This is a genomic window from Leisingera sp. ANG1 (assembly GCF_000203975.2).
In the GTDB taxonomy this organism is placed as follows: domain Bacteria; phylum Pseudomonadota; class Alphaproteobacteria; order Rhodobacterales; family Rhodobacteraceae; genus Leisingera.
Window position 1 is genome coordinate 173912 of sequence record NZ_AFCF02000006.1, and the last position, 14694, is coordinate 188605.

13 protein-coding genes are annotated in these 14694 nt (G+C 61.0%); 11 read left to right on the forward strand and 2 right to left on the reverse strand.

Annotated elements, in window-relative coordinates:
• Positions 1 to 12: 12 nt before the first annotated feature.
• Entirely contained in the window at positions 13 to 1485 is a 1473-nt protein-coding gene (locus GC1_RS10295) for an NAD-dependent succinate-semialdehyde dehydrogenase (protein WP_019297343.1), read from the reverse strand.
• 181 nt (positions 1486 to 1666) lie between these two features.
• Here GC1_RS10295 and GC1_RS10300 point away from each other — a divergent pair, with 181 nt between their 5' ends.
• Together GC1_RS10300 and GC1_RS10305 are read left to right on the forward strand one after the other, a co-directional pair.
• Entirely contained in the window at positions 1667 to 2452 is a 786-nt protein-coding gene (locus tag GC1_RS10300; RefSeq protein WP_019297342.1) for an alpha/beta hydrolase, read from the forward strand.
• Positions 2453 to 2641: 189 nt separating this feature from the next.
• Positions 2642 to 3850 carry an aminopeptidase P family protein gene (locus GC1_RS10305; RefSeq protein WP_019297341.1) on the forward strand — a complete coding sequence of 403 codons (1209 nt, stop codon included), beginning with the start codon at positions 2642 to 2644 and terminating at the stop codon, positions 3848 to 3850.
• A gap of 91 nt (positions 3851 to 3941) precedes the next feature.
• On the opposite strand, the gene GC1_RS10310 is transcribed toward GC1_RS10305, so the two are convergent.
• Complete coding sequence (locus GC1_RS10310; RefSeq protein ID WP_019297340.1) at positions 3942 to 5171, reverse strand: 50S ribosomal protein L11 methyltransferase; 1230 nt, start codon at positions 5169 to 5171, stop codon at positions 3942 to 3944.
• A 322-nt stretch (positions 5172 to 5493) separates the two neighbouring features.
• On the opposite strand from GC1_RS10310, the gene pssA reads away from it, so the two are divergent.
• From pssA to GC1_RS10360, 9 genes are all read left to right on the forward strand, one after another.
• A complete protein-coding gene (gene pssA, locus GC1_RS10315; protein WP_019297339.1) occupies positions 5494 to 6240 on the forward strand; it encodes a CDP-diacylglycerol--serine O-phosphatidyltransferase in 747 nt (248 codons plus the stop codon).
• A gap of 25 nt (positions 6241 to 6265) precedes the next feature.
• Positions 6266 to 6889, forward strand: coding sequence for a class I SAM-dependent methyltransferase (locus tag GC1_RS10320; RefSeq protein WP_019297338.1), 624 nt, complete (start codon positions 6266 to 6268; stop codon positions 6887 to 6889).
• A 173-nt stretch (positions 6890 to 7062) separates the two neighbouring features.
• Entirely contained in the window at positions 7063 to 8145 is a 1083-nt protein-coding gene (locus tag GC1_RS10325) for a hypothetical protein (protein ID WP_019297337.1), read from the forward strand.
• Positions 8145 to 8480 carry a hypothetical protein gene (locus tag GC1_RS10330; RefSeq protein ID WP_019297336.1) on the forward strand — a complete coding sequence of 112 codons (336 nt, stop codon included), beginning with the start codon at positions 8145 to 8147 and terminating at the stop codon, positions 8478 to 8480. The genes GC1_RS10325 and GC1_RS10330 overlap by 1 nt, the downstream gene beginning before the upstream one ends.
• Before the next feature lies 1 nt (position 8481).
• The gene (locus GC1_RS10335) at positions 8482 to 9603 is read left to right on the forward strand and encodes a hypothetical protein (protein WP_019297335.1); all 1122 of its coding nucleotides are present in this window, start codon (positions 8482 to 8484) and stop codon (positions 9601 to 9603) included.
• A 455-nt stretch (positions 9604 to 10058) separates the two neighbouring features.
• Positions 10059 to 11993: an AAA family ATPase gene (locus GC1_RS10345; protein WP_019297333.1), complete on the forward strand. Its 1935-nt coding sequence runs from the start codon at positions 10059 to 10061 to the stop codon at positions 11991 to 11993.
• Between the two features lie 3 nt (positions 11994 to 11996).
• Positions 11997 to 12356: a hypothetical protein gene (locus GC1_RS10350; protein WP_019297332.1), complete on the forward strand. Its 360-nt coding sequence runs from the start codon at positions 11997 to 11999 to the stop codon at positions 12354 to 12356.
• A gap of 139 nt (positions 12357 to 12495) precedes the next feature.
• Entirely contained in the window at positions 12496 to 13335 is an 840-nt protein-coding gene (locus tag GC1_RS10355) for a hypothetical protein (protein ID WP_152610545.1), read from the forward strand.
• Positions 13332 to 14693 carry a DUF6638 family protein gene (locus GC1_RS10360; RefSeq protein ID WP_019297330.1) on the forward strand — a complete coding sequence of 454 codons (1362 nt, stop codon included), beginning with the start codon at positions 13332 to 13334 and terminating at the stop codon, positions 14691 to 14693. Before GC1_RS10355 ends, GC1_RS10360 begins: the two co-directional genes overlap by 4 nt.
• Position 14694: the final 1 nt, after the last annotated feature.

The following is a 14694-nucleotide window of genomic DNA, read 5'->3' on the forward strand; positions in this document are numbered from 1 at the left end:
CCGCAGGGCGGTTCAGACCGCCATGCAGATGTATTTCATCTCCAGGTAATCTTCGATGCCGTGGTGGCTGCCTTCGCGGCCCAGGCCGGACTGCTTGACGCCGCCGAATGGGGCCACCTCGGTGGAGATGATGCCGGTGTTGACCCCGACGATCCCGTATTCCAGTGCCTCGGCCACCTTGTATACGCGGGAGAGGTCCTTGGCGTAGAAATAGGACGCAAGGCCAAAGATGGTGTCATTGGCCATAGCGATCACCTCATCCTCGTCCTCGAACTTGAACAGCGGGGCCAGCGGGCCAAAGGTCTCGTCGGTGGCAAAGGCCATCTCCTGGGTTGCGCCCTTGACGATGGTCGGCTGGAAGAAGCTGCCGCCCAGTTCCGACGGGTTGCCGCCCAGGATCACTTCGCCGCCCTTGGAGGTAGCATCGGCGATATGCTCCTGCACCTTCTCGACCGCTTCCTTGTTGATCAGCGGGCCGAAGTGGATGCCGTCCTTGAGACCGTCGCCGACGTTCATTTTCTCGACCGCGGCTTTCAGCTTCTCCGCAAAGGCATCGTAAACGCCTGACTGCACATAGATCCGGTTGGCGCAGACGCAGGTCTGGCCGTTGTTGCGGAACTTGCACATGATGGCGCCTTCGACGGCGGCGTCCAGATCGGCGTCGTCAAACACGATGAACGGCGCGTTGCCGCCCAGCTCCATCGAGCATTTCATCACCGTGTCTGCTGCCTGGCGCAGCAGGATGCGGCCGACCTCGGTGGAGCCGGTGAAGGTCAGCTTGCGCACCGCGTCGTTCTCGCAGAACTCCTTGCCGATGTCGGAAGCGCGCGACGACGGCACAACGCTGAACACGCCCGCCGGAATGCCGGCCCGGTCGGCCAGAACTGCCAGCACAATCGCCGACAGCGGGGTTTCCGCGGCGGGACGGGCGACAAAGGAACAGCCGGCGGCCAGCGCCGGGCCTGCCTTGCGGGTGATCATCGCGTTGGGGAAGTTCCAGGGAGTGATCGAGGCGGCAACACCAATCGGCTGCTTCAGCACGGTGATGCGCTTGTCGCGCTGGTGGCCGGGGATGGTCTCGCCGTAGATCCGCTTGGCCTCTTCCGCGAAGAACTCGATGAAAGATGCGCCATAGGCGATCTCGCCGCGGGATTCCGCCAGCGGCTTGCCCATCTCGGCGGTCAGGATCACTGCCAGATCCTCCTGGTTTTCCATCATCAGCTCGAACCACTTGCGCATCACATTGGCGCGCTCCTTGCCGGTCCACTTGGCCCAGTCCTTTTGCGCGGCATCGGCCTGCGCGATGGCACCTGCCACCTGGGCGCGGCTCGTGTCAGCGACCTGGGCGATCACGTCGCCACGGGCCGGGTTGGATACGTCAAAGGTGCCTTCGCCGTCGGTAAACTGGCCGCCGATATAAGCGCGGGTTTCCAGCAGGCTGGGGTCTTTGAGAAGGGATTTCAGGTCAGTGGTTGCGTCAAGCATGGCGGGCCTCCCGGGTGTTCTGTTGCGGAATGCAAAGCAGTTGTGCCTTGATATGTCCAGAAGGATTGATGAGTCCAGAATTTGATCAAATTCCGGGCAAAGATTTTGAGCCAAGCAATTTGACATGTGCTGTGCCAGACTGTCTGGTAGCCGCAAAGAATAAGAACAGGGGAGATTGGGCATGGAATTGGATGATGCCTATGCCAACGGGGCCTATATCGAGAATGCCGACAAGTACCCGCCGCGCTGGGCGGCCTCGGCGGAGGATTTCCGCAACAGCCTGCATGAGCGCGCCCGGCTGAACATTCCTTATGGCGAGGGGGAGCGGCAGACCTTTGACCTGTTCCTGCCTGAAGGCACCGCCAAGGGACTGTTTGTTTTTGTCCACGGCGGCTATTGGCTGGCTTTCGATAAAAGTTCCTGGTCGCATCTGGCGCGCGGCGCGCTGGCACATGGCTGGGCGGTGGCGATGCCGTCCTACGACCTGTGCCCGGAGGTGCGGATTGCCGATATTACCCGGCAGGTCACGGCTGCCGTCAAGAAAGCTGCGGCCGAAGTTGATGGACCAATTGCACTGGCGGGCCATTCGGCGGGTGGTCACCTTGTGGCGCGGATGCTGGACAAAGCGCTGCTGCCGGCGGATGTGGGCGCGCGGATCAAAACAGTGATCCCAATCTCGCCGCTGTCGGATCTGCTGCCCTTGCTGCGCACCACGATGAACCAGAAGTTCAAGATGGATTCGGCTGCTGCGGTGGCAGAAAGCCCGGTGGAGATGCAAGACCGCTATGAGGCAGAGGTCACCGTCTGGGTCGGCGGCGAGGAACGCCCGGCGTTTTTGGATCAGGCGGTCTGGCTGGTGGAAGCCTGGGGTGCGGATCATGTGATTGCCTTTGGCAAGCATCATTTCAACGTGATCGACCCGCTGGCCGACCCGGACAGCGATCTGGTGGCGCTGATCGTGAATTGAGGGCTTGGAGGGGGCAGAAACGCCCTCTCTGAACAGGGCGAAAATAGTTCTTGCCAGAATCCCCTTTCCGCCGCATCTTCCGGCTCAAGGGCCAGGCGATGGCGTCGCCGCATGGAATACATGCCAGCCCCCGCATTCCAAAACTGTCCTGAACGCCGGGACCTTTCTTGTAAGAAGGAAGGGTCTGATATGACTGCACGTCCTGAAATGTACCGTTTTCACAATGGTGAGAAGGCGCCGCTGCAATTTGCTGTCTCCGAGTACGAGGCGCGGATCGCGGGCCTGCGCAAAATCATGGCTGAAACAGGGGTGAGCGCTGCTGTCTTCACCTCGATGCACAACATCTCCTACTACTCGGGCTTCACCTACTGCGCCTTTGGCCGCCCTTACGGCCTGGTGGTGACCGCAAGCGAAGCCGTGACCATCTCGGCCGGCATCGACGCGGGCCAGCCCTGGCGCCGCTCTTTCTGCGACAACATCACCTACACCGACTGGCAGCGCGACAATTTCTGGCGTGCAATCAAGTCGGTATCGGGCGAGGGCGCGGTGGTCGGCTATGAGAGCGATCACCTGACGCTGCTGCAGAAGGCCAAGCTGGAGGGGTTCCTGAAGCCCTCGCAGCTGGTTGACCTGTATGAACCGACCATGCGCCAGCGGATGGGCAAATCCGCCGCTGAACTGGACATGATCCGGGCCGGTGCCGCCGTTGCCGATGTGGGCGGCTTTGCGATCCGCGACGCGGTCAAGGAAGGCGCGCGGGAGATTGATGTGGCGATGGCGGGCCGCGATGCGATGGAGCTGGAGATTGCCAAGCGGTTTCCGGATGCGGAGTACCGCGACACCTGGGTCTGGTTTCAGTCGGGCATCAACACCGATGGCGCCCACAACCCGGTAACGGGCCGCACCCTGCAGCGCGGCGACATCCTGTCCCTGAATACTTTCCCCATGATTTCAGGGTATTACACCGCGCTGGAGCGGACTATGTTCGTGAAGGAAGTGGATGCCGACTCCCTGCGCATCTGGGAGGCCAATGTGGCGGCCCATGAGCTGGGTATCTCGCTGCTGAAGCCGGGCGCGAGCTGCGCGGAAATCACCCATAAGATCAACGCCTTCTTCGAAGAGCAGGATCTGCTGCAGTACCGGACCTTCGGCTATGGCCACTCGTTCGGCGTTCTGTCGCACTACTATGGCCGCGAGGCGGGGCTGGAACTGCGCGAGGACATCGACACGGTGCTGGAGCCGGGCATGGTGATCTCGATGGAGCCGATGCTGACCATCGCCGATGGTCAGCCGGGTGCCGGCGGCTACCGTGAGCATGACATCCTGATCATCCACGAGGATGGCAACGAGAACATCACCAAATACCCCTATGGGCCGGAGTTCAACGTCGTCGGCTGAGGCGCGCGAACACAAAAAATGCAGGGGGTGCCATGCGTGCACCCCCTGTGCACCGCCTGTGCACCGGGGAGGGCGTCAGGCGGACTTGATCCTAGTAATGCGCTTGCCCCAGAGACTGGGTGCGCGCGGCCTCTGACGGCGGGAAAACCGGGGTCTGCGGAACCGACGGACCGCTGGCGGCCAGCAGCTGGCGGTGCCCGTTCCAACCTTGGGTCATCCACAGCGCAGCAGCAGGTTGTTCCTCAGCTTGCAAGAGTTCCCGCACCGACAGGCTCAGCTGAGACGCGTCGTGCTGCGCGGTTACGCTCAGGCGGTCCCCGGCCTTGGCCGTTTCCGGTTGGTCGAGCAGAAAGGCGGTGCGGCCCCAATGGCCGCCGGATTTCAGCCCGTTTGCCACTTGCACCCCCGGGGCCAGGTCCATTTTGAAGCTGACAAGCACCGCGTGGATGCGGCCCGTTTCGGAACAGGCGAGGTCTTTTGCAGCGTGCGCCGGATTGATGTTTGGCCGGGTGAAGTCGAATTCAAACAGATCTGTTGCCGGGCCAAGGGGCCGCAGGCTGCAGGCCTCAAAGTCGTTCGGTGTGAGCTGCGCCACGCGGGCAAAATTGTGAAAGGCGCTGAGGTCGAAACCTTCTGCCTCATGCGGGCGCCAGAGGTTCAGAAGCCCATCGCTTTCGACCGGCTGCGCCATGAGCGTTCCGCGTTCGGGGATCGCGCGGGCATCCGGCTTGGCAAGTGCGGCCATGGCGTGGGTGAGAGTTGCAAGCGCACCTTCGCCAAGCAGAACCGTATCGACGATTTCCGAGATCACGACATCTGCCTGCTCTGGAATGTCTTCACCGACCACGATGTCGTGCGACCATTTCGGGATGACGGTGATGCGGCTGCTGAGACCGTTGTCCGCGATGACCTGCTTCGCAGCCTGGGCGATCAGGGGCTGCTGTTCGCACGTGTAGACATGTTTCGCGCCCGCACGTGCCGCCAGCATGGCGGTCAAACCAGCGCCGCAGCCGATGTCCAGAACCACGTCGCCGGGCTTCACCTTGGCTGCGATGGCCTTGGCATAGGCCTTGTTGCGGGCGGTGTCCGACAGCATCGGGAAGTGCCAGCGGGGCACAAATGTCTGATGCAGCCGTTCCTGCAAGATCTGCGCCTCGTGGTGGCCGGGGTCAATCCTGAGAGCCTCTGATAAGAGCTGCGAAGTCCGGATGCCGCCGTCGGTCAGGGGTTCAGATTTTGCGGATTGTAAGAGGGATTCTGCGTCCTGTGCAGGCTGGTTCTGGTGTTTTTGCGAAGGGGCAGGCGAATGACTTCCAGGCAAATTTTGTCCTCATTTATTGCAAATGCCACTGACCTGCTTATCCCTCATGCCTATCTAATAAATGATGAAGGAAAGGCACGTGCTGCGGGACGTTTCTGCCGGCACTTCTGAGAAGACCGGTGCCAAGGCTGCCGGAGGGGCTGGTCCGCAGATCTGCCGGCCGGGCGAGAGCTGTTCCGGCAAGGGGGGCACGGACGTTGCGCCGGGGCGGGTCTTGGGGCATATGTGCGCCACGGCATCGCCCGCCGAATAGCCCGCCGATATGATACCCTCTTGCTGCAGCACGGTTGCATGCCGCCGCGAGGAAGAAAGAGCCACCGCCATGTATGACGCCCCGGAAAAGAAGAAATCGGAATTTGCGCTGATCCAGCTGATGCCGAACCTGATGACCATCGGTGCCATCTGTGCGGGCCTGTCGGCGATCCGGTCTGCGGTTTACGGCAATTACGGGCTGGCGGTGATGCTGATCCTGCTGGCGGCGGTGCTGGACGGGCTGGACGGGCGGCTGGCACGGGCGCTGCGCAGCGTCAGCAAGATGGGAGCGGAGCTGGATTCGCTGGCTGACTTCCTGAACTTCGGCGTGGCGACGCCACTGGTGATCTATTTCTGGGCGCTGCAGGACATGCGCGGGATCGGCTGGATTTCAGTGCTGGTGTTCTCGGTCTGCTGTGTGGTGCGGCTGGCGCGGTTCAATGTGTCTGCCAAGTCGGAGGAAGACGCGCCGAAGCTGCGCAAGGGGTACTTTGAGGGCATCCCTTCGCCTGCCGGAGCGCTGCTGGCGCTGCTGCCGATGTTTGCCTCCTTTGCCTATGGCAGCCGCGAACCGGTGCTGCATGAGCTGCTGATCTGTCTCACCATGGTGCTGGTGGGGCTGGCAATGATCAGCCACATTCCGACCTGGTCGCCGAAAGCAGTTAAAATTTCACGTGAGAATGTTAAGTACCTGCTTGTGGGCTTTGCCTTCATGGCTGCGGCATTACTGACCTATGCATGGACCGTGCTGGTTGTGCTATGCCTTGGCTACGTTGCGATGGTGATTTGGGGGCTGGTTTCCAAGCCAAAAGACTAGCCCAAGACGTCCGGGGAGGGACGAATTGGATATCAAAGCAGTTGAGGAGTCATACGCGCGCTGGGCGCCGGTGTATGACAGGACATTTGGCGCGGTGACGCGCTCTGGCCGCCGCAGGGCGACCCGCTACATCAATTCCCGCGAGGGCAGTGTGCTGGAGGTCGGGGTCGGTACCGGGCTGTCGCTGCAGCATTACGCACCGCATCTGCAGGTGACGGGGATCGATTTCAGCCATGACATGCTGAAGAAGGCCCAAGGAAAGGTGCAGGAGCTGGGGCTGAAACAGGTGGAGGCGCTGCGGCAGATGGATGCCCGGCAGCTGGATTTCCCGGACAACTCGTTTGACACGGTGGCGGCGATGCATGTGCTGTCGGTGGTGCCGGACCCGGACAAGGTGATGCATGAGATTGCGCGGGTTCTGAAACCAGGCGGCAAGGTCGTGATCACCAACCATTTCAAGAGCGGCAAAGGGGTGCGGGCCTCGCTGGAGAAGCTGTCAGCCCCCCTGGCCAATGTGATCGGCTGGCATTCGGACTTTGCGCTGGAAACGGTGCTGCAGGAGGACCGGCTGCAGGTCGAGGTGCAGGAAAGCATTCCGCCCTTCGGGATGATGACATTCCTGGTGCTGGGCAAGCAGCAGACAATGTGAAACAGCCAGTTTCCGCAATGCAGCCCCGGGGGGATCCTCCGGGGCTTTTCTTTGTGCGGCCTGTCTGCAACAGTGCATTTGAAACGGGTGGAATTGCGCCGCCTCAGGGGATGTAAAATTCTTTTACATCCCCATATCAGGATCAGGTATTTGACAGGGAAGGAGCGGATGCGATGAGTGTGTCCCAATTTGAGAAAATGGTGGCGGACAGCCAGGACAAGGTGCGCGAGTCGCAGTCCAGGATCGAGGCGCTGACCTCGCGTATCGAAGCGGCGCGCAGCAAGATCGAGGCCGGTGAGGACGCCAGCATCGACATCGAAAACGCCACCCTGGAAGACGTGCATGCGCATACCGAGGTGATGAACGCCAATATTGCCGAGCTGATCATGGGGCTCGATGATGTGACGGCGGCGTTTTCCAAGGATTTTGACGAGATGCGCAACAAGACCGGCTGGGAGAGCTTTGTCGGCTTCTTCAGCCGCGGCAAGTCGGACTCGATGCGCCAGGAGCGGATGCGCACGGCAAATATCGACGACAAGCTGCAGGACCTGATTGCCAAGTCGGATGTGATCGTGAAGCTGCTGGAAGGCCAGCTGGCCACCCTGGAAGAACAGCGCGAGAAGGTGCAGACCAATCTGTCCGCAACCCTGGACGACCGCGAGTTCACGGTGCAGGAGCTGGAGGGCGTGCGCGCCCAGATCGTGGCGCTGGACCCGCAGATCATCGAGCTGGAGAACAAGATCGCGGTCGAGCAAGACGCGGCGGCACGCACCAAGCTGGAGACCGAACTGGCCGACATCAACGCCAAATACAACGCGCTGGTGCAGGAGGAGCAGGTGAAGCTTGCCAAGTCCCAGACGCTGGAGCGCTATATCGAGAAGGGCAAAACCTGGGTCGACAGCCTGCAGAACCAGGCGGCGACGCAGATGGTGCTGATCAACAAGCTGCAGACGGACACGCAGCAGCGGGTGGTGCTGTATGATGCGCTGACCAAATCGCTGAAGACCGCGCAGCAGCAGGATGTGGCGCACCGGATCAACGAGATCGGCGTGCAGACCGACAAGGAAGCCCAGACCGCAATGGCGGCGATCGGCACCGCGACCAACCAGAAGATGGCCGACATGCTGGAAGCGCATGAAGGCAACATGGTGTTTGCCCGCGACGTGCTGGAGAAGAAGGCCAAGGCGGATGAACGCTTTGCCCGCCGGTTTGCCGCGATTGTCGAGAAGCACGACAAGAACCTGTATGGTGGGTGATGTTTCGCTTTTTCGAGCAACAACACCAGCCTATTAAGATCAAAAGCCTGAAGGAGCTTGAGCCTGGTTTTAAGCCCCGGTGGTTCCGAATTTCGTTTCGCTTGATCCTGATGGGCTTTTTGTCAATGCCAGTGATAGTGGCTGGCAGCGTGTTGAAGGTTTCACTACTAATTTGGCTGGGAGTTGCGGTTTTTCACTTTGTGATGTTTGCGTTGATCGCCTTGTCAGTGGTTCCGAGGGGCATGAGGTTTGTCGGGTACTGGTGGCCCTGGGTGGGTCTGAAAGCGGCGCAATTGGATAGTTGGCTTGAGCGCGACTTGGACTGGGGCAACTAAAATGACTGATCCTTGCAAGGACCACGCGGGCCTCAGCGATACCTTCGCCTCGCGCCGGTATTTCAAGAAGTTTGAGACCATCATCCGGCATCTGACCCGGGTGGCGGCGGCGATGCAGGCGGAGGGGCGGCTTTCGAAGTCCGATGTGAAGGTGCTGACCGCTTACCTGATGCGGCTGAATTTCACCTTCCGCGCGCTCAGCATGAAATACCTGATGGCCGGGCGCGATACCGGGCGGTTCTTCGGCAGCCTGGCGATGGACAAACGCGACAGCGGCTTTCCGGTTGCCGCGGAACTCATGACCATGGCCAACGACGCCCAGCAGGCGGAGCGGCATCTGGCCAATATGGCGAGTGAGGCGCAGTTGAAGGACGATATGGTGCGCACCATCATCTCGGACCGCACGGTGCCCTCGAAACTGCAATTCGCCCTGTCGCAGCGGCATTATTATCAGGAACTGTTGAAGGGGCAGCTGTTCTGGACCCAGAACGATCCGGTCTGCGAATGGCTGGAAAACATCGGCGAGAGGCGGCGGCGCTTCCTGCTGCATTGGGCGGCCTATGACAGCCAGGTGAACCTGCCGGTGATCTACCTGATGGAGCTGGAGGACAGCGGCAAGGTGGCGCTTCCCAAGGACGAGCGGCGCTGGCCCGAAGTGCAGGCGCATCTGATGGCGCAGGCGCTGGCGGGGCTCAAGCTGGTGACGATTGCCAAGGGGTTTGACGAGGATTTCGACGACCTCCACCCCAAGCATCTGCGCCGCTACCATGTGGGGCCGATGTATTCCTCTGCCTATACAGAGCAGTCCGGCCCGCTGCACCGGGTGCTGGAGGAGGCGGAGGCGCCCGCGGGCCAGGACTGGGCGCTGGCCTGGACGCTGGAGGAGCTGGAAAGCGAAGACGTGCGCGAGGAGCGCGCAGGCTGGTTCGGCACCGTGGAGCGGGAGATCTTTGCGCTCGACCCCTTTGGCGGGCGCGGCGCTGATACCGGGGCAACCCGGACCCAGCGCGCCATTATCCTGCCGCAGCGCCCGTTCCAGGTGCTGGCAGAGCTGGACCCGCCCGGGTTCGGCGATGTGCAGAAGTTCGTGGTGAGCAATGCCGGGCAGGTGCTGCGGTATTGAGCGGCTGGCGTGCGGCGGGAGCCTCCCCTCTCGGCGGCAAAGCCGCCTGCCGGGCAGCGGGACGGGGATATTTTTAGCCAGATGAAGATTGTTTAAGTTGGAGGGCCAATGCGGATTGCGGGAGTATTGATGCTGATAGCTTTGACGGGAGGTTGCAGCGGGTACCTGGCTCAGGATCTGAATGCGTTCAAAGCGGAGACTTTGAGCCGCTATCCTGTTGGGAGCACCGTTGAGGACTTGCAGCGCGATCTCGGATGGCGCGGGTTCAAAGAAAGCGGCCCGGCTTTCAGGTCTACTCCGCATCGGCCCGTGCCACTGCCGCATTGCATGCGGAAGTCACTGGTTTACGGCTTTTGGGGAGGTGGCAATCGTTGGGTGTGCTACCGCGAAGAAGCAGGCCGGATAGAAGAAATTGAAATTTATCAGTTGGTCGCGGGCCTCTGAAGGAGAGAGAGATGAGCATTTCAGGCAATCAGATGGAGCTGCGGGAAGAGGATATCCGCAAGCATTACGCGGCTGCGGCGGCGATGCTGGAGGGGTTTGACCACACCCCGCGCATTGCCAAGCCTGCTGTGGAGGGCAAGGCGCCGGAACGTTCGCCCGGGATTGCCCGCACCCGCCGCTTCCGCTCCACCACGCCCGGGCTGGTCACACGCTCCACTGCGCGGCCCGAAGGCGTGCATCTGATTGCCCGCATCGAGGCGGCGGATGAGGATGATCCTCTGACCTCGCCCTTGCAGGCGACCCTGCAGCATGCCTTGCGCCGCGCCTTGGCGGTCTCCTTGGCGATGGGGGAGGCTTATGCGGATGTGTCCGGACTGGCGGATCTGAAGCGGGCCAATCTGGCCGGGTCCCTGGATGCGGCGCGCAAGGGGGAGTTCACCGAACTTCTGGCCGCCGAGGCGCTAATTGCGGCGCATGTGTTTGCCAATGCCGCGGCCTATCTGCTGGCGCCGCACGGGTCCGAGGCGCAGGCCGAGGTGGGCGAGGTGGAGGAGCTGCTGACCGACAACGCACCGCTGGCGCTGCACGGGGCGCTGTGGGAGCTGGACCAGAAGCTGGCGCTGCACGCGCCCGATGATGCGCATCTGATTGCGGCTGCGGCGGGTTATGCCGAGCAGCTGATGGAAAAGGCGGCCTTGCGCGCCCAGACTGCGCCGCGGCTGGAGGCGTTCACTGCTGCGGCCTGGCGGGTCGAGGCGGATGACCTGACCATCAGCAGTTTCGAACCGGCGGCGAAGGCGAAGTCCACAACGCTCACCATGGCGTTCAAGAAGCCGCATGAGGTGGTTGGCAACCATATCGCCAAGTACCAGGCCTTGAGGCTGTCCAAGATGCTGATGGCCTATGACTTCGACCGCCGCCTGAACCCGTTTGCCGAGATGGGCGGCTTCATCTTCACCTTCATGGGTGACGGCAAGCCGGGGACGGGTAAGACCACCCTCATTCAGATGATGGCGGGGCTGATCCATGATTATTGCCAGAATGCGGGCTACGCCTTCCGCTACCAGAACTTCGGCATCGACAATATCGACAGCTATCAGGGCAAGTCGGGGCAGAACGCCAAGTCGTTCATCCAGAACGTGATCGACCCGGGCGTGATCGGCTTTGGCACCATCGACGACATCGACCAAATCGCGGGCAAGCGCGGCGACCGGCAGTCCAGCGCGGGCCAGCAGGAGGTGACGGCGGTGTTCATGGAGGCCTTTGCCGGCGCCAACACCGTGGTGCGCGGCAACTGCACCTTCGGCATGTTCTCCAACTACCCGGAGAATGTGGACGATGCCCTGCGCCAGCGGGCCGGGGCGCGGTTCCTGGTGGACGGGCCGCAGACGCGGGAGGATTACATCGACATCCTGACGCTCTTGATGGGCAAGAACCATGCGATCCCGCTGGGAGAGCACGACCTCTATGGCGCGCAGGAGATCAAGAAGGCGGTCGCGCGCTCGTTTGAGGCGCACAACCGCCCGCAGGAGCCGGGGCTGATGGAGGTCTTTGGCCGGGTGCACGACCAGATCGGGGAACTAGATGATTTGGCCAAGCTGGGGACGTACCTCAAGGCGATCCAAGCCGCGGATGAGCGGTTCACCGGCCGAGCCATCAAGAACATCACCGATGCGGTCAAGGTGCGGGCGATGGATTTCGAGCTGCCGGATGAATGGATGGAGAACCCGGAGCTGTTCCTGTTCAAGGATTACGACACCAAATCCGCGATGATTGCGGAGCTGCGGGTTCCGATCACGGTCGACATGGTGGTGCAGGAGATCAACCGCTACGCCGACAGCGAGTTCCGCTATGCCGACAAGTCGGATGAGGTGGCGATTGAAAACATGGTGCGCGACTTCGGGCGGCAGGAAGAGGCCAAGCGGCGGTATCTGGAGGGGAAGTGACCGTTGGGGATCGTCTTTGGATATGTTGCCCTTGTGGTTTCGGGCTTCACTGCGATCTACGCTGTTATTGCCGGGATCGTGATGGGACACAGGCTTGGGAAGAATGAGGTGCCGTTGAAGTCGGCGCTCTCCGTGACCTTCCTTCCCGTTCTTCTGGTGCCAATGGTGATTTATCTGATCGTTGCAGCTTTCCACGTTGGCGAAATGGGGCAGGGCGTAGTCACCCTTTCCGGTATTCTTGGCGCGGCCTTCTTTATGGAGCGGCTCTCAATGTCCTTTCTGATGCCGCTTACAGCCGCTGTTTTTTCGATTGCCTTGATTGTCGCAAGGCTGCGCCGGCAAAACTCTCAAAGGGGGCTATGATGACTGTCTCGCACAACACGAGGGCAGAGCCTGTCCGCGGGCGGAAGTGGAGCGCCCGCCCAGGGGGGCGGACGGGCGCTGCCCGAGCCGCAAGCGTCTCGGGCGGGAACGCTTTCCATAGTAATCAGGAGGGCCTAGTTTGATTGACTGGGCTACGAACCACTGGCGTTCTATTCGAACCGGTTTGAAAAGCGACCGGCCTATGGAAGTGGGAAGAGCTCTTACTAAAGCCTTTCTGGCAATCGTCGCTGCTCTGGCTATCTTGCCACAACACACAGCCGATGGCGGATGGCAGCTTCGAGCCTATGCTCTTATCACTTCGCCCCCGAATGAAATTGGCGACACCTTTGCTGGGGTTGCCGGTGTTCTCGCCTTTCTCTGGATTATCGTAACCGTATGGTTGCAGAGTCAGGAATTGGCAGAACAACGGAAAGAGCTGTCAGCTACAAGAGATGAGCTGAAGCTGACACGAGAAGCTCACCAAAAGCAGGTCAACATCTTGGAGAAACAGGCTTCTATCTACGAAATTGAACAGAAGGATAGAGCTGAAAAACGCGCGAAGGATCAATTTGATCAAATGCTAAGAGCCCTTGCAGACTTGGTGGGAAATGAAAGGGAGTGGGGCGAACCATGGGTTCCAAGCACCACGCGTCCTCATATGCTGAATCTTGGAACTAGCGTTTTCAATTTGAAGGATCCTCAAAGTGTCGATGAAGCGATAAAACAGGCAGTTTCGTCCTCTCAACACTGTCACGAAACACTAGATGGGTACTTTGCTTCTCAAACGCCGTTCTCGAAGTCTGGTAAAATGGATGCCTATATTGCCTGTCTTGCGTTCGTAAAGGATGTGATGGGCCTGTATGATGATCTGGGCCCAGATCAGAAATTGCGCTTCGATTTTCTAGGTTTGACGCAACTAAGTGAAAACTTGAGAGCGCTACTTGAAATGAACATCTGGTTGGAAAGTGAAGCAACATGAAACGCCTCATCCAGCATGGTCTGATGTTCGGCAATCTCTTCCATGTGGCCTCGCCCGCGCTGGTGGAGCGGTATAGGCGCGCGCTGAAGCATCTGACCGGCAAGACCACCGCCCTCACGGATTTCCACGTCGATATCTCGGGCTTTTCGCCCGAAATCGGCGATGAGCTGGGGGATGATCACTATCTGAACCATGCAGGCGTGAACCGGCAGTTCATTCTGCTGTCGACCGAGCAGAGGCGCTGCCCGCTGCTTCACGTGAAATTCTCCACCAGCCGGGACATTCTGCGCCGGTTCATCGAGGTCAATGAACGCCAGCTGTTTGCGCTGACCGCGACCGATGCGGTGGCCGGCGAACTGGTGAATTCGGTGTTTGAGGTGTCCTCTCCGGCCAAGCTGTTCGACATCCGGCAGGTGCGGATCGAGGCGGATACCACCCGCGGCACGCTGCGCCATGCGGACCAATTGGCGGAGCTGGTGGAGCGGTTCAAGACCGGGGAGGATGCCTGGTTTGATGACGGTCTGATCGGAGAGATGATTGCGACCGCAGAGAAGACCGGCGATGTGACCCGCAATCCGGTGCATCTGGAGCATGAGGTTTTTGAGCAGGGCAACTTCTGGACCGCGCATTTCGGCGGCCTCTATGTGTTTCAGGACGTGGAGCATCCGGCGGTGATTGCCAGCGGGGCAAAGCCCGAAGGCGTACCGTTGCGCCATGTGTTTGACCTGACCCAGCGCAATGCCATTGCCAAGTTTCTGGAGCTGAACGGGCTGGCCGAGCCGGTGATCCGGGCCCGCGGCGTCGACGGCGCGGCGATCCTGCGGCAGAAGATGGGGTTCCTGGCGGTCAGCGTTCTGACAGAGAAGGGCAGGGATTTGACCGGCCTGTCACGGTCGGATCTGCGGCGGCTGGCAGCGCGGCATGCGGAGGAGCTGCCGGAAGAGTTTGAGGGGCTGGCGGCGCTGGTGCGCTGGGCCGAGGGCGGCGGCAAGTGGCCAAAGATCACCTCGGACCATCCGGCCTATTTCTATAGCCTCAGGGCGTCGGACACGCCCTGCCGCGATCTGGTCAACATGCTGCTGGCAGAGCTGTGCCCGCATGATTTCCGCCAGATGTTCATCTGCCACAAGGAAGAGTTCTACCGCCGGTACCGCGGCTGGCCGGAGACCAAGAAAGCCTATGCGGCGGAGTTCCTGGCGCGGGAATATGCGGTGGACAAGGCCGGCGCGCGCGCCGCGCTGTTCGGGCATGAGCCGGACATGGAGGGGCGGATGCCCAAGCTGCCGCGGAACCGGCGCAAGGCGGTGGTTGACCGGGTCGGCCCCTGGGGCGCGGTGAACCGGGTGAGGGGGCGATAGG

Coding starts and splice junctions, on each gene's coding strand:
- GC1_RS10330 (WP_019297336.1), top strand. CDS start 8,145: ATGTTTCGCTTTTTCGAGCAACAACACCAGCCTATTAAGATCAAAAGC.
- GC1_RS10305 (WP_019297341.1), top strand. CDS start 2,642: ATGACTGCACGTCCTGAAATGTACCGTTTTCACAATGGTGAGAAGGCG.
- GC1_RS10300 (WP_019297342.1), top strand. CDS start 1,667: ATGGAATTGGATGATGCCTATGCCAACGGGGCCTATATCGAGAATGCC.
- GC1_RS10325 (WP_019297337.1), top strand. CDS start 7,063: ATGAGTGTGTCCCAATTTGAGAAAATGGTGGCGGACAGCCAGGACAAG.
- GC1_RS10295 (WP_019297343.1), bottom strand. CDS start 1,485: ATGCTTGACGCAACCACTGACCTGAAATCCCTTCTCAAAGACCCCAGC.
- GC1_RS10335 (WP_019297335.1), top strand. CDS start 8,482: ATGACTGATCCTTGCAAGGACCACGCGGGCCTCAGCGATACCTTCGCC.
- GC1_RS10345 (WP_019297333.1), top strand. CDS start 10,059: ATGAGCATTTCAGGCAATCAGATGGAGCTGCGGGAAGAGGATATCCGC.
- pssA (WP_019297339.1), top strand. CDS start 5,494: ATGTATGACGCCCCGGAAAAGAAGAAATCGGAATTTGCGCTGATCCAG.
- GC1_RS10360 (WP_019297330.1), top strand. CDS start 13,332: ATGAAACGCCTCATCCAGCATGGTCTGATGTTCGGCAATCTCTTCCAT.